This is a genomic window from Frankia sp. AgB1.9 (genome assembly GCF_016786355.1).
Lineage (GTDB): Bacteria > Actinomycetota > Actinomycetes > Frankiales > Frankiaceae > Pseudofrankia.
Genome location: NZ_JADWYX010000045.1, coordinates 1 through 18,466 on the forward strand (window position 1 = coordinate 1; position 18,466 = coordinate 18,466).

The 18,466-nt window shown below is 71.3% G+C and carries 14 protein-coding genes; 10 read left to right on the top strand and 4 right to left on the bottom strand.

From position 1 onward, the window contains the following. Nucleotides 1-73: 73 nt before the first annotated feature. Together I6A60_RS19275 and I6A60_RS19280 are read right to left on the bottom strand one after the other, a co-directional pair. Entirely contained in the window at nucleotides 74-1,333 is a 1,260-nt protein-coding gene (locus I6A60_RS19275) for a cytochrome P450 (RefSeq protein ID WP_203025358.1), read from the bottom strand. 68 nt (nucleotides 1,334-1,401) lie between these two features. Beyond that, the gene (locus tag I6A60_RS19280) at nucleotides 1,402-2,268 is read right to left on the bottom strand and encodes an SDR family NAD(P)-dependent oxidoreductase (RefSeq protein ID WP_203025359.1); all 867 of its coding nucleotides are present in this window, start codon (nucleotides 2,266-2,268) and stop codon (nucleotides 1,402-1,404) included. 522 nt (nucleotides 2,269-2,790) lie between these two features. On the opposite strand from I6A60_RS19280, the gene I6A60_RS19285 reads away from it, so the two are divergent. From I6A60_RS19285 to I6A60_RS19295, 3 genes are read left to right on the top strand one after another with little or no spacing between them, the layout of a single operon-like run. Then, entirely contained in the window at nucleotides 2,791-3,909 is a 1,119-nt protein-coding gene (locus tag I6A60_RS19285; protein WP_307873754.1) for a sugar ABC transporter substrate-binding protein, read from the top strand. Beyond that, the gene (locus I6A60_RS19290) at nucleotides 3,906-5,471 is read left to right on the top strand and encodes a sugar ABC transporter ATP-binding protein (RefSeq protein WP_238435778.1); all 1,566 of its coding nucleotides are present in this window, start codon (nucleotides 3,906-3,908) and stop codon (nucleotides 5,469-5,471) included. Before I6A60_RS19285 ends, I6A60_RS19290 begins: the two co-directional genes overlap by 4 nt. After that, on the top strand, nucleotides 5,471-6,523 hold the full coding sequence (locus I6A60_RS19295) for an ABC transporter permease (protein WP_203014182.1): 1,053 nt from the start codon (nucleotides 5,471-5,473) through the stop codon (nucleotides 6,521-6,523). Before I6A60_RS19290 ends, I6A60_RS19295 begins: the two co-directional genes overlap by 1 nt. 92 nt (nucleotides 6,524-6,615) lie before the next feature. On the opposite strand, the gene I6A60_RS19300 is transcribed toward I6A60_RS19295, so the two are convergent. Then, nucleotides 6,616-8,136 carry a class I adenylate-forming enzyme family protein gene (locus tag I6A60_RS19300; RefSeq protein ID WP_203014184.1) on the bottom strand — a complete coding sequence of 507 codons (1,521 nt, stop codon included), beginning with the start codon at nucleotides 8,134-8,136 and terminating at the stop codon, nucleotides 6,616-6,618. A gap of 484 nt (nucleotides 8,137-8,620) precedes the next feature. Here I6A60_RS19300 and I6A60_RS19305 point away from each other — a divergent pair, with 484 nt between their 5' ends. Genes I6A60_RS19305 through I6A60_RS19320 form a run of 4 tightly spaced genes read left to right on the top strand, consistent with a single transcriptional unit; the run spans nucleotide 8,621 to nucleotide 13,675 of the window. Continuing rightward, the gene (locus tag I6A60_RS19305) at nucleotides 8,621-9,445 is read left to right on the top strand and encodes a crotonase/enoyl-CoA hydratase family protein (protein ID WP_203014187.1); all 825 of its coding nucleotides are present in this window, start codon (nucleotides 8,621-8,623) and stop codon (nucleotides 9,443-9,445) included. After that, on the top strand, nucleotides 9,442-10,632 hold the full coding sequence (locus tag I6A60_RS19310) for a thiolase family protein (RefSeq protein WP_203014190.1): 1,191 nt from the start codon (nucleotides 9,442-9,444) through the stop codon (nucleotides 10,630-10,632). Before I6A60_RS19305 ends, I6A60_RS19310 begins: the two co-directional genes overlap by 4 nt. 17 nt (nucleotides 10,633-10,649) lie before the next feature. Further along, complete coding sequence (locus tag I6A60_RS41795) at nucleotides 10,650-11,162, top strand: OB-fold domain-containing protein (protein ID WP_307873755.1); 513 nt, start codon at nucleotides 10,650-10,652, stop codon at nucleotides 11,160-11,162. Then, nucleotides 11,159-13,675: a CaiB/BaiF CoA-transferase family protein gene (locus tag I6A60_RS19320; RefSeq protein ID WP_203014196.1), complete on the top strand. Its 2,517-nt coding sequence runs from the start codon at nucleotides 11,159-11,161 to the stop codon at nucleotides 13,673-13,675. Before I6A60_RS41795 ends, I6A60_RS19320 begins: the two co-directional genes overlap by 4 nt. A gap of 5 nt (nucleotides 13,676-13,680) precedes the next feature. Here I6A60_RS19320 and I6A60_RS19325 read toward each other — a convergent pair whose 3' ends face one another. After that, nucleotides 13,681-14,313, bottom strand: a complete 633-nt coding sequence (locus tag I6A60_RS19325) for a TetR/AcrR family transcriptional regulator (protein ID WP_203014199.1) — start codon at nucleotides 14,311-14,313, stop codon at nucleotides 13,681-13,683. A gap of 214 nt (nucleotides 14,314-14,527) precedes the next feature. Between I6A60_RS19325 and I6A60_RS19330 the strand changes: the two genes are divergently transcribed. The 3 genes from I6A60_RS19330 to I6A60_RS19340 all read left to right on the top strand — a co-directional run bounded on the left by I6A60_RS19330 (nucleotide 14,528) and on the right by I6A60_RS19340 (nucleotide 18,461). Next, entirely contained in the window at nucleotides 14,528-15,691 is a 1,164-nt protein-coding gene (locus tag I6A60_RS19330; protein ID WP_203014202.1) for an aromatic ring-hydroxylating dioxygenase subunit alpha, read from the top strand. Between the two features lie 84 nt (nucleotides 15,692-15,775). Continuing rightward, nucleotides 15,776-17,197, top strand: a complete 1,422-nt coding sequence (locus I6A60_RS19335; protein ID WP_203014205.1) for an aldehyde dehydrogenase family protein — start codon at nucleotides 15,776-15,778, stop codon at nucleotides 17,195-17,197. A gap of 115 nt (nucleotides 17,198-17,312) precedes the next feature. Further along, on the top strand, nucleotides 17,313-18,461 hold the full coding sequence (locus I6A60_RS19340) for an acyl-CoA dehydrogenase family protein (protein WP_203014208.1): 1,149 nt from the start codon (nucleotides 17,313-17,315) through the stop codon (nucleotides 18,459-18,461). The last annotated feature ends 5 nt before the right edge of the window (nucleotides 18,462-18,466 follow it).

Here is an 18,466-nt window from a genome sequence, read left to right on the forward strand (position 1 = left end):
CCGCGGGCCCGCCCCCCCCCCCCCCGCGCGGGCCGCCGGCCGGGCGCGCCCCCCCCCCCGTCGGCAGCGAGGTTCAGGACGTGGTCGCCGCGAGGGCTGGCTCAGGGGTGAAGAGGATCGGCAGCTGGACGACGCCGCGAACCTGGCTGCCGTGCGACACAACCGGTCGGTCAGGGTCGAGGCGGTAGTCCGGAATCCGGCGCAGAAGCTCCTCCAGAGCGACCTGTAGCTCGATGCGAGCCAGGTGCGACCCGAGGCAGCGATGGACCCCGACGCCGAAGGAAAGATGCCGGTTGGGCGACCGGTCGATGCGCACCTCGGTGGGCTCGTCGAACTCGCGTTCGTCCCGGTTGGCCGCGGCGAGCAGGACGAGCACCTGGTCACCGGCCTTGAGCTCCACGTCGGCGAGCGAAGTGTCGCGGGTCACCCGTCGGCCCATCGCCACGGCGGCCTCGATCCGGAGCAGCTCCTCGACGGCTCCCTTGAGGAGACTCGGGTCGTCGAGGAGGCGCTGTCGCTGGTCGGGGCGGGCGGCCAGGTGCACGAGGCTCCAGGCCAGCGAGCCCTGGACGGTGTGCAGCCCGGCGACGAGCAGAAGGAAGAACATGTTGCACAGCTCGGCATCGGTGAGCTGCCTGGGCCCGTCCGAGAAGGGCACGGGCGTTTCGATGATCGCGGCCGTGATGTCGCTGTCGGGACTGGTGCCGCCCCGTCGGGCCGCGAGGACGTTGGCGAAGTAGCCGAAGAGCTGCTGCTGCGCCTGCAGTCTGGCGGCGTTCGACTCCTCCTCGGTTCCGCCGGGCACGCCGAGCAGGATGGCGTCGGTGGCCGTGGTGAACATCGGGGCGTCATCGAGCGGCCAGCCCATCAGCGCGAGGAACACGCGGGTGGGCAGCTCGTGGGCGAACTGGGCTACGAACTCGGCTCCGCCACTGGAGGCGAAGCCGTCGATCAGATCAGCGGCGATCGTGCGGATCTCGTCTTCGAGAGCGCGCATCCGGGTCGGGGCGAACAGCGGCTGGAGCGCGTGCCGAAACGCCGTGTGGTCCGGCGGGTCGATCTCGAGCGGGATCATCGGGACGCCCGCGTCCCTGAGCACCAGGTTGTTGGGCCAGCTGGAGAAGGTCTCATGGTCGCGAAGCACGCTGTGCGCCTCGGCATAGCCGGTGACGACCCAGTGCCCGCCGTACGCGCTGGACCAGACCACGGGTCCGCGAGCCGCGAGCCCGGCCATCGTCTTCTGCATGACGTCGACCGGGGCGGCCAACGTCGGGTCGTAGATGTCGAAGTCCACCCGCAGTCTGTCCGGGACCGCGGCAGGAATTGTCGTCATGTCAGCGTCGCTCCTGTCCTTGCCTACTACGACGAGGTGAGGGTGAGGTGTGCGCGGAAGGCACCTCGTCAGACCGACGACTCGGGCAGGTCCTCCGGGAACTGCATGGCGACCCGCGAGAGGGTGCCGCCGTCGGTGGCCGGCAGGATCACGCCGGAGACGTAGGCGGACTCGTCGGAGACCAGGAACAACGCGGCGTGGGCGTTGTCGAGCAGGGACGGTGGCCGGTTGAGCTTCAACGGGATCGGCGAGACCTTCGGGTCCCACGGGCCCGCGACCTCCTCGTAGGACTGGCCGACGACGGGCGTGCCCTGCTCCATGAGGAAGTTCGGTGACATGCCGTGGGTGGGAGCGAGGGCGTTGACCCGGATCCCGAACCTGCCGAGGTCGAGGGAGAGGCCGCGCACGAGACCGTTGACGCCGGCCTTGGTCGCCATGTACGGGGAGATGCTGTGGTAGGCCGCCAGCGACGCCGCCGAGGACGTCATGAGGATGACGCCGCCGCCGTTCGCGCGCATGGGCCCCACCGCGTGCTTGGCGCACAGGAACGGCCCGACGAGGTTGACGCCGACGACCTTGTGGAAGTCCTCCAGCGGGAAGTCCTGGAAGGCGAGCTGTTCGCCGCCCAGGACGGACGGGACGCCACCGCGCGAGACGATGCCCGCGTTCGCCCACATGATGTCGAGCTTGCCGAACTCGCTCAGCGCGGTTTCCACCGTGCGCGCGACGTCGTCCTCCTGGGTGGTGTCCGCCTGTACCGCGACGGCGACGCCACCGTCACCCGTCACTAACTTGACGGTCTCCTCGGCACGGTCGCCGAGGATGTCCATGACGACGACCTTGGCGCCCTCGGCGGCGAACAGCCGCGACGCCTGCCGGCCCAGGCCTGATCCCGCCCCGGTGATGACAGCGACCTTGTCCCGCAGCCTAGGCATGGCGGAGTCCTTCCAGGAAGAAGAAACGCGGGGGTAAGTCAGCCCGCGGTGCGATGTTGATGGGCCCGCCCGACACGCCGGCGCGACCGACGCCGACAACCTAAAGGATTTAGTCCACCTGGTCAACCGGTGTCGAACGTGCTGTCGACGCGTTGGCCTGGCGTCGTGCGGCGGGCGTACGCAGCCTGCCGGCTCGGGGCCGAGGCCTAGTGAGTGGCCTCGGGCGACGGCCTATCTCAGGTCGTCGCGGCCGGCGTCTCGATCTTCGCCCTAGGTGGGTGCTCATGGTGTTGACAGCGATCGGGAGTCCTGTAGGCTCGCCAGCCTAAATACTTTAGGTTCGATCGCCGGTCAATCTGTTGAGCCATCGTCTCCACGCACCGGCGGCCGTGTCCCCGCCGTGTTCCCTGCAGCCTTTCGGCCGTCCGCCGCACCTATACCCGGAGAACGCAGATGAGTGAACCGCGCACCAGGCATGACCGGCTACGACGACCGCGAGCCGGATTACGATCGGCCTTTGCCGTGGGGGCCCTGGCCGGGCTCATGCTGGCGACAGCCGCGTGCGGGAGCTCCGGCTCCAGCGCGGGTACGCAACCGGCCGCCGGCTCGTCGGCATCGGCGCCGGCCGCCGTCGCGAGCGCCCAGGCGGTGGTCGACCAGCTGCTGAAGCCACCGACGTCGCTCGGCGTGACCGACCGCCTCACGAAGGCGCCGACCGGCGGCACCTTCGTCTACCTGTCCTGCGAGCTGGCGCTGTGCCAGATCCTCAACAAGAACATGAGCGAGGCGGCGAGCGCGGCGGGCCTGGGCTTCAAGTCCATACCGATCAAGTCGGCCGACCCGGCGACTCTGATCGCCGGAATGCAGCAGGCCCTCACGCTGAGCCCGCCACCGGTCGGTGTCTCGTTCGCCGGCCTTCCCGAGGCGGTCTGGGGCAGCCAGGTCGCCGCCTTCGCCGCCGCGGGCGTGCCGCTCATCCCGGTCGGGGCCGGAGAGACCAGCAAGAGCCCCGCGGTTCCGGCGGGCAGCCTCAACGGGCCCGCCGACATCACCGCCCAGGCGAAGGCCATCGCGAGCTATTTCGTCGCGAACTCGGCCGGCCGTGGCAAGGCACTGGTCCTCAATGTTCCGGACATCGGAGCGTTCAAGCAGTTCACCGGGGACTTCTCGAGCCAGGTCGCGTCCGCCTGCCCGGGCTGCTCGGTCAAGCAGGTGGACATCACCCTCGCCCAGACGGCAAGCAACGGGGTAGTGCCGGCAGTCGTCTCGGCGCTGCAGCGTGACCCGTCGATCGACTATGTCGTGACCGTCGAAGGTGAATGGACCGCCGGGCTCGTCCCGGCCGCGAAGGCCGCCGGGCGCTCGGGTATCCACATCGTCGGCATCAATCCCACGAGCGTCGATCAGCAGGCGATTCTCGCCGGCACGGAGACGGCGTTCGTCAACATTCCCCTGAAGATCACCTCCTGGAAGGCCGTCGACGTCGCGCTTCGCTACGCGCAGAAGATGCCGATCGCGGACGGCGACGGGGCGACGCCCTACCAGCTGCTGACCAAGGCGACGATCACGGAGCCCGAGGACTCGGTCGACGCGCCCAGCGACTACGTGGCCCAGTTCAGGAAGCTGTGGGGCCTCGGTTGAGCACCAGTACCTCCGACGCGGCGGCCCGGGAGATCCCGGGCCGCCGTGCTCGGGTGCTGGAGGTGTCGGACCTGCGGATGACCTTCGGGCCCACCGTGGCGCTCGACGACGTGGCGTTGACCGTCGAACGCGGCCAGGTGCACGCGCTGCTCGGCGAGAACGGCTCGGGGAAGTCGACGCTGATCAAGATACTGGCCGGCTATCACCGGCCCGACCCCGGCGGCCGGGTTCTCGTCGCCGGTCGACCGCTGCCGTTCGGCAACCCGACGATCGCCGATTCCCACGGGTGCCGGTTCGTCCACCAGGACCTCGGCCTGGTGGACAGCCTGTCCGTCGCCGAGAACCTCTTCCTCACGTCTGGCTTCCCCGCGCGGTGGGGGACCATCCGCTGGCCGCGGCTGCTGCGCGCGGCCAGGGAGGACCTGGCCCGCATCGGGCTCGACCTGGACCCGCGCCAGCCCGTCGCGGGCCTGAGCCCTGCCGTCCGGACCGGCCTGGCAGTCGCTCGCGCGCTGCGCCCGGGCGCCGCCGAGGTGGAGCTGCTGGTGCTGGACGAGCCGACCGCGACGCTCCCCGACGACGAGGTGCACCACCTGCTGGACATCGTCCGCGCGGTGGCCGCCGCGGGCACCGGGGTCCTGTACGTCACCCACCACCTCGACGAGGTGTTCGACGTGGCCGACGTCGCCACCGTCCTGCGCGACGGGCAGGTCGTCGCGACGACCCCCGTGCCCGACCTGACCCGAGGCCGTCTGGTGAACCAGTTGCTGGGCAGTGAGCTCGACGAGGCGCACACCTCGTCCCAGGCGCTGCCAGCACCGCGGGCGGACGCCGTCCTGAAGGTCAGCGACGTCGCGGCCGGGCCGCTTCGATCACTGTCCGTCCAGGTCCGGGCCGGCGAGTTGGTGGGGATCGCCGGTCTCACCGGGTCCGGCCGGGAGAGCGCCCTCGCCGCGGTCTTCGGGATGCTGCGCACCGAGCGCGGCGACGTGAGTGTCAACGACGTGTCCCTGCGGCCGGGACATCCCCGTCGCGCCATCGACGCGGGCATCGCCTATCTGCCGGCGAACCGGAAGACGCACGGCGGGATCATGAGCCTCACGGCGGCCGCGAACCTGACCCTTCCCGACCTGGGGCCACTGTGGCGCCCGCCGTTCCTGCGGCTGGGCGAGGAGCGGGCGGTGGCCCGAACCTGGTTCGCGAAGCTGGATGTCCGGCCGGCGGCCGCGGTTCACCTCCCGCTGGCCGCCCTCAGCGGGGGTAACCAGCAGAAGGTGCTGCTGGCCAAATGGCTGCGGTGCCGCCCGCGCGTTCTTCTTCTCGACGAGCCGACGCAGGGCGTCGACGTCGGCGCGAAGGCGCAGATTCACCAGCAGATCGTGGCCGCCGCCGGCGACGGAGCCGCCGTCGTCGTGAGCTCGGCCGACGTCGACGAGCTGGTGGCGTTGTGCCACCGGGTGGTCGTCCTGCGGGGCGGTTACGCGGTGGCGGAGCTTTCCGGCGAGGCCCTGTCGGTTCCCGCGGTCAACAGGGCGGCGCTCGCCGCCGAAAGGACGACCTGATGAGTTCCCGCCGACTCCCCGGCCTCGGCCTCGACAGGTTCAGCGGGCTGTACCTGTGGGCGCTGTTCATCGCGGTCTTCGCGATCTGGGTCCCACGGCTTTTCCTGACGGCGGGGACGTTGCACGCGGTGGCGGCCCAGCAGGCCATCGCCGCGATCGTCGCGATCGCCGTCCTCGTGCCGCTCGCCGGCGGCGCCTACGACCTGTCCGTCGGGGCGACCGTCAACTTCTCGACCATCATGGTCACCGTTCTGCAGAGCAACCATGGCTGGCCGATGTGGCCCGCGATCGGCGCGACCGTCGCGCTCTGTGCGTTGATCGGTGCCGTGAACGGCTTCCTTGTCGTGGTGTGCCGGGTCAACTCGTTCATCGCGACCCTGGGCAGCGCGTCCGTCATCGGTGCCTTCCAGGCCATCACGGCCGGACAGGCCCAGCCACTGCCGCCGAGCTCCACGGCTTGGGGCTCCCTGACCCAGCACGAGGTCCTGGGCTTCCAGGTCATCGTCTTCTACATGCTGGCCATCGCCGTCGTGGCCTGGTGGGGTCTCGCGCGCACCCCCGCCGGCCGCTACCTCTACGCCGTCGGGGGCAACGCGGAGGCCGCCCGGCTCTCCGGCGTCCGCACCGGCCGGTGGACCTGGCTGGCACTGATCACCTCGGCCACCCTCTGCGGCGTGGCCGGGGTCTTCTACGCCTCCCTGTCGGGACCGTCGCTCACGTTCGGCGGTGCGCTGCTGCTCCCGGCCTTCGCCGCCGTCTTCCTGGGCTCCACCCAGCTGACTCCGGGCCACGTGAACGTGTGGGGGACGCTGATCGCGCTGTACGCGCTGGCGACCGGAATCAAGGGGCTTCAGCTCGTCACCGGCGTCCAGTGGCTGCCCGACATGTTCAACGGACTCGCGTTGCTGATCGCCGTCTCCTTCGCGGTCTGGCGCCAGCAGGGCCGCGGCCGCGACCGGCCGCGCCGGGTCGACAGCGTCACCGCGGGGGAGGCCACGACGACCGAGCATCCCGCGGTGGTGGCGCCGCAAGAACTGCCGGTGAACCAGTAACGCTCCGTCGCCCGGAGATTGTCTTCACAACGTAGATGCGGGCCGGAGAGACGTCTCGTGTCTTCGGCCCGCATCACCTCCTGTTGCCCGGCTCAGCGGACTCTGGCGTACCGCCGCTCGACGTCGGCGTATTCGGCGCGGATGGCGGGTTTCGCGAGTTTCCCATTCGGGAGTCGCGGTAGCGGCGCTTCCCGGACCACGACGTAGCGCGGAACCTTGTAGGCGGCCATCTGTGACACGCAGGCCGCCACGATCGCCGCCTCGTCCACCTCGGCGCTGACCCGCACGATGGCCGCCGGAGTCTCGCCGAACTTCTCATCCTGGGCGGCGATGACGGCGACCTCCTCGACGCCGGGGATCTGAGCGATGACCAGCTCGATCTCGACCGGCGAGATGTTGATGCCGCCGGAGATGATGAGGTCCTTGAGCCGGTCTGCGAACCGGATGCGCCCGGACTCGTCCCGGGTACCCAGATCGCCGCTGTGCAGCCAGCCGTCGCGCAGCGCGGTCGCCGTCGTCGTCGGGTCGTTCCAGTAGCCGGGGGTGACGCCGGGGCCGCGCACGACGATCTCGCCCGGCTCGCCCGGCGCGCACTCGGCGCCGTCAGCGCGGATCACCCTGAGGTCGGTGAAGACCGAACCGACCCCGCACGAGTCCGGATGTGTCTGCGCCTCGTCGGGAAGGTTCGCCGTGGCCACGCCGCCGGCCTCCGTCATGCCATAGATCTGGCGGAGGCTGACGCCCTTCGCCGCCCAGGCCCGCAAAAGCGGCATCGAGACCGCCGCGCCGCCGACGATCGCCGAGTTCAGCGCGGAGAGGTCCGCGTCGCCGAACTCCGGTGCCCGGGCCATCGACTCGTAGATCAGGGGAACACCGAAGACGGCCTGGATCCGGTGCCGTTCCAGCAGGCCCACGGCCTTCGAGGGGTCGAATCCGTTCTCCACCACGAGGGTGCCACCCAGGACGCCCGTCATCACCAGCCCGTAGACCAGGCCTGGGGTGAAACAGAGCGGCAGTACCAGCAGGGTTCGTACGCCGGTACCAAGCCCGTCCTCGCGCAGCGACGCCTCGAAGACGATGTCGAGCAGCGACCGGTTCGTGCAGATCACGCCCTTGGACACGCCGGTGGACCCGCTGGTGAACAGCACGGCGACCGGGTCGGCCGGATCCACGTCGATCCGGACGTGGTCCTGGGCGGGGCCGTCCCGCAGGGCCGCCACCTCGTCCAGGCCGATCGTCCAGAACCGGCCGCCGCGCTCGCCCGCGTCCTTCAGCGCGACCTCGACGGAGTCGTCGGCGAGGACGCCGACGGCCGCCGAGTCGCCGAGGACCCGGTGGACCTCCGCTCCGACGAGCCGGGGGTTGACGGGAACCAGCACGGCCCCGGCGCGCAGCACACCAAGCGAGGCGGCGGCCCAGGGCGCGCGGTTGTCGCCAGCCACGGCCACCCGGTCACCGGCGCGGACGCCGGCCTCCGCGAGGCGGGCGGCGACCCGGCTCGACCACGCGGCTAATAACCGATAGCTGACGGTGTCCTCGCCGAACACCAGCGCGGTTCGTTCGGGCGCGGTCCGCGCCCACCAGTCAAAGGCCGACATGATCGACGTAGCCATGAGTCTCCTCTGCCGGCACGGGAACGTTTTTCAGCACCGGAAGGGCCCGGGCGTATGATGGCGAAAGTTGCCTATAACATTTAGGGTAGCGATCGCCCGCCTCCCGTCAACACCCCGTTGGCGGTCGTGGCCGTGGTGGTCTAGGCACACTAGGCGCTGCGCCGACCTGGGGCGAGCGGTTCGTGACCCGTAGGGTCCGCGGTGTCCCGGCCGGGCTGGCTGTCGACAGAGATCGACAATAAGGTGCGCCCGTAGCCTATTGGGGTTAGGTTGCTGGTCGACGCCGGCTAGCCGCGCTCCGTTCGGAGGATTCTGTTGACGGCCGTGGCGAACCGCTTCTAACCTATAGCCTGTAGGTTTTCAATGGTCGCTCTGACCCGACCGTGGGCGGGGACCTCATCGTCATGTCACGAGGCCCGATCCGGTCCGGAACTCCCGCGCCGACCTCCTACCCAGCTCGCCCCTCGACGAGGAAGGCGCACCCTTGACGACCGACGCGGCCCCCAGCGCCCCCGCGACCGGAGCCGGCGCGGATGCCGCGCTCTTCGAGCGACGCGGACATGTCGCCGTCGTGACGTTGAACCGTCCCGGCGCCCTCAACGCCGTCAACTCCGCGCTCGCCACGGCCGCCGGTGCCGCCCTGGAACGGGCCGCGAACGACCCGGACGTGCGGGTCGTCGTCGTCACCGGGGCCGGCCGGGCGTTCTGCGCGGGCGCCGACCTCAAGGAGATCGCCAGCGGCAACCGGGTGGACGCACCAGAACACCCCGACTGGGGCTTCGCCGGCCTCGTCCAACACTGGGTGGCCAAGCCGACGGTCGCCGCCGTCAACGGCTTCGCCCTCGGGGGCGGAACCGAGATCGTCCTGGCCTGCGACCTGGCCGTGATGGACGAGACCGCCGCGCTCGGTCTCCCAGAGGTCCGCCGTGGCCTGTTCGCCGCGGCGGGCGGAGTGATCCGCCTGCAGCGCCAGAGTCCGCTCAAGATCGCGCTCGAGATCACGCTGGCCGGTGAATCCGTCCCGGCGGCGCGTGCCCTGGAACTTGGCCTGGTCAACCTGGTCGCTCCGGCGGGAACGGCGCTCGCGGCGGCGCTGGACCTGGCCGAGCGGATCGCCGCCAACGCCCCCCTGGCGGTACAGGCGAGCAAGCGCGTCGTGCATCGGACCTACTCGGCCGGCTCCGACTGGGACGACGCGGTCTGGAAGATCAACGCGGAAGCCGTGCGCGAGGTGTTCGGCAGCCGTGACGCGCGCGAGGGTGCCCGCGCGTTCGCCGAGAAACGCCAGCCGCGCTGGGAGGGACGATGACCGGTCAGGAGTCGGCGGCCATCGCCGGGCTGGGGATCACCGAGCTCGGCAAGGTCTACGGCCGCACGTCGACGAGCCTGGCCGCCGAGGCCGTGCGGCTGGCGCTGGCGGATGCCGGCCTGGCCCTGGCCGACCTCGATGGGCTGCTCGTCAGCGGCGGCCTCCGCCAGGACGTCGGACTCAGCCTCGCGGGCGTGCTGAGCACCGGGCCGCTCGGTCTGCTCGCGCAGGTCAACGCGTTCGGCGCGAGCGCGGGGGCGATGGTGGCACAGGCCGCGCAGGCCATCGCCTCGGGCGCCGCGAGCACCGTCGCCTGCGTCTTCGCGGACACCCCCCTGCGACCGAAGCGCCCAGCGGGAGCGGCCTGGGGTGCGCCAGGAGCCGGCGCGGGCACCCCGGCCGGACTCGCCGGCTGGCAGCTCGCCTCCGGCGCCACGAATCCGAACATCCTCTACGCGCTGGCCGCACGCCGGCACATGGAGCGCTATGGCACTCGCGGCGAGCAGCTCGCCGAGGTCGCCGTCGCCCAGCGCGCCTGGGCCGCGGGCAACCCGCTCGCCGCGATGCGCGAGCCACTGACCGTCGAGCGGCACCAGACGTCCCGCTGGATCGCCGAACCCCTGCGTCTGCTGGACTGTTGCCTGGTCTCCAACGGCGCGGTGGCCGTCGTCGTGACCTCCGCCGACCGCGCCGCGGACCTCCGCCAGCCTCCGGTGCACCTGTGGGGCTACGGGCAGGCGCACCAGCCCCGTCGCATGCTTGCCGGCTCCGACTGGGGCCTGGTGACGCCCGCGGCCCGGTCCGGCCCCCAGGCGATGCGGATGGCCGGCGTCGGCGTCGAGGACATCGACATCTGCGAGCTCTACGACTGCTACACCTACACCGTCCTCGTCACGCTGGAGGACTACGGATTCTGCGCCAAGGGCGAGGGCGGTCCGTTCGTGACCGACGGCCGGCTCGCCCCGGGCGGGAAGCTCGCGTGCAACACCGGCGGTGGTCAGCTCTCCGGCTATTACATGTGGGGGATGACCCCGCTGTCCGAGGCGGTCATCCAGGCCCGTGGCCACGGCGGGCAGCGCCAGGCTCCGCGCAACGACGTCATCCTGGTCAGCGGCAACGGCGGCATCCTGGAGCACCACGCGACCGTCGTGCTCAGTCCGCACCCCCGGCGCCGGGGCGCGTCGTGAGCGGGCCGGATTCGGCCGTGGGTCCCGCGGGTCCCGCGTTTCCCGCGGTCCGGCGGGACGACGCGAGCGCGTCGTTCTTCGACGCCGCCGCCTGCGGCCAGCTGCTCGTCCGCCGGTGCCCTGCCAGTGGTGACGTGCTCGCGCCCGAGGCGAGAACCTGCCCCAGCTGCGGCTCCGCCGGTCTTGACGACGTCGTGGCGTCGGGCCGAGGCACGCTGGTCAGCTGGGCGGTCGTGCACCAGGCGCCGGTGCCGTCGCTCGCCGCCGCCGTGCCCTACGTCAGCGTCGTCGTGGAGCTCGCCGAGGGGCCCTGGCTGCTGGCGCGACTGGTCGAGTCCGACGCCTCCGGGCTGCGCGCCGGGACCGAGGTCGAGGTTCGCTTCGTCCGGTCGGGCGAGCCGCTCGCGGTGCCGGCCGGCGAGGTGCTCCCGGCGTTCGCGGTCGCGTCGCGGCCGGGTGAGCCGGTCTCGACACGGGCCGGAGTGGCGTCCGAAACCCCGGGAGCCGGCGGCGGAGAGACGAGCACATGACCCTTCCACTCACGGGTGTGCGGATCGTCGAGCTGACCGACGGCCTGGCCGACGGGTGCGGCCGGTATCTCGCGGACCTGGGCGCCGAGGTCGTGAAGGTCGAGCCGCCGGGCGGCGCGGCCTCCCGCCGGGCCGGGCCGGGGCCCGGCGCCAGCCTTCCGTTTCTGCTGCGCAACGCGAACAAGCTCGGCGTCGCGCTCGACCTCGCGACCCCGGCCGGCCGGGACCGGCTGCGCGAACTGGTCTCCCGGGCGGACATCGTCGTCGAGTCGGCGCCGCCCGGGCACCTCGACGCGCTCGGACTCGGGCCGCGGGACCTGCTCGCGGGCAACCCGGGCCTGGTCGTCGTGTCCGTGACCGGCTTCGGGCAGACCGGTCCCTACCGGAGCTGGTCGGCGACCGAGGCGGTGCTGGCCGGGCTCGGCGGGGTGCTGTCGCGGTCCGGGCGCCCCGGCGAGGCGCCGCTGCTGCCCCCGGACGGGCTGGTGGCGTCGACGGTGGCGGTGCTCGCGGCCTGGTCCGCGCTCGTCGCCTATGTCAAACGGCTGCGGACCGGCGTCGGAGAGCTGGTCGACCTGGCCGCGTTCGAGGCCGTCGTGCACGGCTTCGACCCGGCCTTCGGCACGCAGGGCACGGCGGCCGCCGGCCGGACGGAGGACTTCCCGCGCGACCGCCCGGACGCGGCCGACTTCTATCCGGTGTTCGCCGCGCGCGACGGCCACGTCCGGCTCTGCCTGCTCGCGAAGCGGCAGTGGCGAGCGATGTTCGGCTGGCTGGGGGAGCCGCCGGAGTTCGCCGACCCCCGCTTCGACACGATCCCCGCCCGGTTCCGGGCCGCGAACCGGCTGCATCCACGGATCGCGGCGCTGTTTCGCGACCGGCCCTGCTCCGAGCTGGTGGCCGAGGGCGCTCGGCGTGGGATCCCGATCGCCGCGGTGCTCACCCCGGCGCAGGTGCTCGCCACCGAGCAGTTCGCCGTCACCGGCGCGCTGGTCGACGTCGAGGTCGCGCCGGGCACCCGGGCCAGGATCCCGTCGGGCTACGTCCGGGTCGACGGCGAGCGTGCCGGCTTCCGTCGGCGCGCACCGCTTCCGGGCGAGCACAACGACCTCGTGTTCGGCGCCGCGGCGGGAGCTGCGGCGCCCGCCGCGGACGCACCGGCCGTCCGCCGGCAGGGTGCCGCGGCTGGCGCGGGAGTCAGGCCGGTCCGGCCGTTGGCGGGTATCCGCGTGCTCGATCTCGGGGTCATCGTGTTCGGCGCCGAGCTGGGCCGGCTGTTCGCCGACCAGGGCGCCGATGTGATCAAGATTGAGAACGCCGCGTTCCCGGACGGGCTGCGCCAGTCGCGCAGCGGCGCCGCGATGAGCGCCTCCTTCGCCTGGGGCCACCGCAACAGGCGCAGCCTCGGTCTCGACCTGCGGGACCCGCGCGGTGCCGAGATCTTTCGGGTACTGGTGGCGCGTTCCGACCTCGTGCTCGCGAACTTCAAGCCGGGCACGCTGGAGGCGCTCGGTGCCTCACCCCACGCGCTGGCCGCGATCAACCCGGGGGTCATCGTCTCGGACAGCAGCGCCTTCGGTGGCGAGGGGCCGTGGAACGCACGGATGGGGTACGGCCCGCTGGTGCGAGCCTCCGCCGGTGTCTCGGCGCTGTGGCGGGTACCGGGCTCCGACGACGCCTACTGCGACGGCTCGACGGTGTATCCCGACCATGTCGCGGCGTATGCCTCGGCCATCGCGCTGCTCGCCGCGCTGATCGGCCGCCTCCGCTCGGCTGCGGCCGGCGGCGTCGCGCACGGCGCGACGGTCACGAGTGCGCAGGCGGACGCCGCTCTGGTAGCGCTGGGCGCACGGCTCGCGGCACAGTCGCTCGTCGGCGAAGGCGGACCGGAGCCGGGCGCCAGTGCGCACCTGGCCGCGGACGACGCGACAGACGGCGTGTACCCCTGCGCCGGAGAGGACGAATGGTGCGTCGTGTCCGTCCGTGGTGACGACGACTGGCTGCGGCTCTGCCAGGTCGTCGGTCGCCTGGATCTCGCGGACGCGCCGGCCTTCCGCACCGCGGCGGCACGTGCCCGTCGGCGGCCCGAGGTGGACGCCGTCGTGGCCGCCTGGACAAGGCGGCATCCACCGCGGGACGTGATGACGAAGCTTCAGGCCGCGGGCGTCCCGGCGGGGGTCATGTTGCGTCTGCCCGAAGAGCTCACCGATCCGCAGCTGGTCGAGCGGGAGTCGTTCGCGACGCTGCGGCACGACGCGCTGCCGGTGCCGATGCCGGCGAACGCGCGCGTCGCGCGGTTCTCCAGCATTCCCGACCCGGACCTGAGCCCAGCCCCTTTTCAGGGCGAGCACACCCGGGAGATCTGTGCCTCGGTCCTCGGCCTGGCCGACGACCAGATCGACGAGCTCGTGCACGCCGGTGTGCTGCAGCCAGCTCCCGACGACCGTGCCGTGCGCCCGGCGGCCTCTGGCGGGATCCGGCCGGGCGACGTCGCGATGCGAGCCGGTGCCTGACGGTGTCAGCCGCCGCGTGCTTCCTGGCTCGCGAGCACGCCGGCGAGGAAGGCGCGGATCGACTCGACGAAGAGCTGCTCCGCGTCCAGCGCGTTGTGCCTGAGCGCCGCGGTCAGCGTCGGCTGGGACTCGGCGGACGCGTTCGGGAACGGTCCGTCGGCCTCGGGGGAGGCCGCCGCCTCGAGCAACGCGGAACCCAGCCCGATCCGGTCCATTCCGTCGAGGACGAGGATGCGGCTGGACGGCGCCAGTTCGTCAGCCTGGTCCAGCACCTGCGCGGCCGTTTCGTAGAGCGGCGTGAGGACGTCGCGGGGCAGGAACTGCAGGAGGATCGGAGCGGCGTTGCGATGGCGCAGGATCGTGCGCCGGAAGTTGACGGCCAGTGTCACGAAGTACTCGGTCCAGTGAGCGGCCGGCGCGATACGTGGCAGGTCGGTTTCCAGGACGATGGTCCGGGCGATCTCGGTCAGAATGTCCGCGCGGTCGCGGAAGTGATGGTAGAGCGACGCCGTCCGCACCCCAAGCTCGTCGCCGAGCCGGGGCATCGTGAACGCCGCGTAGCCGTCCCGTTCCACCATCGCCAACGCAGTCCTGACGATCGCCTGGCGGGTCAGAGAGGGCGCGGACTGACGGGACATGCCCAGATTATGGCAGTACTCCGCCACTACGGGCGCGCGCCGCATCTCGGCTGGCGTGTCCGGGTGTGACCGGCGTCATAGTCCGGCGGCATTGTTGACGGTCCCTCCCGGCGTGGTTTCGGCTGGGTCTGTCGCTTCAACCTAAAAGTGTTAGGCTGAGGATCGAACGCCCGGGTGGTGAACATTGCGGGCCTTCGGGACCAGGGAGGCGGGCATGACCCAGCTGACGGCGCCGCGGGAGACCCGGATCGGGCGGGCGTTGGAGCATCTGCGCAACGGTTCGACCGACGAGTTCGACGTTGTGACACCATTCGACGCCGTCGAGTACACGGACCCGCAGCTTGCCGTGCGTGAGCGGAACCTGGTGTTCGGCAGAGTTCCCTCGATCGTCGCGCACGGCTCCGAGGTGGCGCGTGCCGGTGACTTTGTCACGCTGCAGATGCCACGCAACAAAGTCATCGTGGTCAGGCAGGCCGACGGCGTGGTGAAGGCCTTCGTGAATCTGTGTCGGCACCGCGGGGCATTGCTGGAAGAGCAGGAGAAGGGTAGTTGCCGAGTGTTCTCCTGTGGATACCACAGGTGGGCCTACGGCACGGACGGCTCCCTGCGGGCGATCACGCGAGACGCGACGTTCGGCGAGGTGGACCGCGCGCACTACGGCCTCGTGGAGCTGCCCTGCGAGGAGCGCCACGGCTTCGTCTGGCTGGTCGACGACGCTACCCAGCAGATCGACGTCGCGGCCTGGCTCGGCTCTCCCATGGACGAGATTCTTGGCGGCTATGGCCTGCCGGATCTTGTCTGCTACCGTGCCGAGGGGTTCGACGAGCCGGTCAACTGGAAGATCATGCAGGACGCCTTCCTGGACGGTTATCACATCCAGTACGCCCACGCGAATACCGCAGCGAGGCACATCCACACGAACGTGATGGCGGCGGAGGACTTCGGCCGGCACTGTCGGTTCATCGCGCCACGAAAGTCCATCGACCGCTGGCTCGATGAGGACCCAAATGGGACCAGCCTTGCCCCGCACGTCACCGAGACGCATTTTCTGCTGCCCAACAGCACTTTGCTGCGCCAGCCCGACCATTTCGAGCTCCTGACGTTCCGTCCGCACCCGAAGGACCCGGGCCGCAGCCGCATGGAGATGCGACTGCTGGTGCCGCCGGTGGCGGCGAGCGGCATGTCCGAGGAGACATGGACGAAGCTCTGGGACAAGAACTGGCAGATCCTGCTGGATGTTCTTCACGCCGAGGACTTCCCGCTGCTGCGCAGCTCGCAGGCCGGACTGGAAAGCGCGGACGCGGGCGGCATGCTGCTCGGACGAAACGAGCTGGCCAATCAGGTCTTCCGTCGTGAGCTGGGCCGGCTCGTCTCCTGACCGCGGACGCGCTGGTCGCCCTGATAGCCACGCCGCGCGTCCGGCGGCCGAGCCGTGTGCTCTGACTGGAAAACGGAGGCTGGGATGACCCACGGCGAGGACCTGTTCGTCGACGGGAGGTGGGCGATCGGAGCAGGGGACGAACGGGTCGTCCGTGACGCCGCCACGGACGAGGTCATCGCCGCGGTCCGGCTCGGCGGGCGCGCGGACGTCGACCGCGCGGTCCAGGCGGCGTGCACTGCCCGTCCCGCCTGGTCCGCGACGAGCCCGTCCGAACGCGCCGAACGGCTGACGGCGATGGCCCACTATCTGAAGGACCATGCGCGGGCGACGTCCGAGCTGGTGTCCCGCGAGAACGGCATGCCGATCTCGTTGTCGATTCTCGCCAACGGTTACGCGCCAGCGGCGATCTTCCGTTACTACGCGGGCCTGATCGGCGACCTGGCGTTCCAGGAGCTCCGACCCGCCCTGTCCGGCGGCAGGTCGGCGGTGGAGCGCAAGGCCGTCGGCGTCGTCGCCGCTGTCGTCCCGTGGAACTATCCACAGTCGCTGGCGGCGATGAAGCTCGCCCCGGCACTCGCGGCCGGGTGCGCCGTCGTGCTCAAGACCGCGCCCGAGACGCCGCTGGACGCCCGGGTCTACGCCGAGGCCGCGCTGGCGGCGGGACTGCCGCCGGGGGTGCTCAACGTCGTGGCGGCCGACCGCGAGGTCAGCGCGTACCTCGTGGGTCATCCCGGGATCGACAAGGTCGCGTTCACCGGGTCGACGGCGGCCGGCCGGGCGATCGCCAGGACCTGTGGCGAGCTGCTGCGCCCGGTCACGCTCGAGCTAGGCGGCAAGTCCGCCGCGATCCTGACCGAGGACCTGGACCTCGATGTCCTCACCAGGAAGCTGCTGGACGTATGCCTGCCGAACTCGGGCCAGACCTGCCACGCCAGTACCCGCATCCTCGCTCCGCGGGCACGCTACGCCGAGGTCGTCGACCGGGTGAGCGACGTCGTCGCCGGCTACGCGATCGGCCACCCGCTCGACCCGAAGACCCAGATCGGACCCCTGGCCAGCGCGGCCCAACGCGACCGGGTGCTGGGACACATCGCGTCCGGTCGGCGTGACGCGCGGCTCGTCGTCGGTGGCCAGCCGGTCCCCGGTCCGGGCAACTTCGTGCGCCCGGCCGTCTTCGCCGACGTTCCGCCCGCCGCCGCGGTCGCCCGCGAGGAGATCTTCGGCCCGGTGCTGTGCGTCCTGCCGTATGACGGGCTCGACGACGCCGTGGCGATCGCGAACGACTCGGACTTCGGCCTGGCCGCGACCGTCTGGGGCGGCGGCGAGGGCGACGCGCTGGCGCTCGCGAGCCGGCTGGAGACCGGGACCGTGGGCCTCAACGACTACGTCATCGACCTCGCCGCACCTTTCGGAGGCGTGAAGGCAAGCGGACTCGGCCGCGAGCTCGGCCCTGACGGCCTGGACGCATATCTCGTCACGCAGACCGTCTACGGGCTCGCGTAGCGGGAGTCATCCGGACGCCGGGCCGGTCGTGACCGGTCCGGCACAGTCATCCCCTCGCCGACCTCGAGGTTGCTCGCGTCATGCGGCGAGATTCACCACCTGCGCAGGAGCGTTCATGGAGACGGACCTTTACGAGGCGGATCACGAGGCCTACCGGACGACGGCCAGGGAGTTCATGCGACTGGAGGTCGTGCCGCGCCTCGGTGACTGGGATCTGCGGCGCGAGGTCGACCGCGGCACCTGGACGAAGGCGGGGGCCGCCGGACTGGTCGGCCTCGCGGTTCCGGAGCGGTTCGGCGGGGCGGGCGTGAACGACTACCGCTTCCGCTTCGTCGTGTCGGAGGAGATCGCGGACGTGGGGGCGGCGGCCCTGCAGTCGGCGTTCGCGGTCAACGACGACATCGTGCTGGGCTACCTGCTCGCGCAGGCCACCGAGGAACAGAAGGCGCGGTGGCTGCCGGGCTTCGCGTCGGGCGAGACGATCAGCGCGATCGCGATGAGTGAGGCGGAGGCCGGCAGCGACCTGCGCGGGATCGCCACCCAGGCGGTCCGCAAGGGGGACCGCTGGCTGCTGAACGGGTCGAAGACGTTCATCAGCAACGGGATCACCGCCGATCTGGTGATCGTGTTCGCCAGGACCGACCCGGCGGAAGGCGCCGGCGGCTACAGCCTCTTCGTCGTCGAACGCGGCATGCCCGGTTTCGAGCGGGGCCGCAAGCTGGACAAGGTGGGACTGGCCGCGCAGGACACCGCCGAGCTGTTCTTCCACGACGTCGAGGTGCCCGCGGACAACCTGTTGGGCAGTGCCGGCGCGGGCCTGCGGTCGCTGATGGAGAACCTCCCACGCGAACGGCTAGGAATCGCGGTCGCGGCGCAGTGCTCGGCGGAGGCGTCGCTGCGCTGGACGGTGGAGTACGTACGGCAGCGGCGGGCGTTCGGCAAGGCCGTCGCCGAGTTCCAGACCGTCGGTTTCACCCTGGCCGAGCTGCGTACGCAGGTCGAGGTGACGCGGGCCTATCTCGACCGCTGCGTCCGCCAGCTCAACGCCGGGGCGTTGTCCGCGGTGGACGCGGCGAAGGCGAAATGGTGGGCCACCGACGTGCAGTGGAAGGTCATCGATGCCGGCGTCCAGCTGCACGGTGGCTATGGCTACATGACCGAGTACCCGATCGCCCGCGCGTTCATGGATGCCCGGGTGCAGCGGATCTACGGCGGCACGAACGAGATCATGAAGGAGATCATCAGCCGGGACCTGCTGCGTTGAGGGCT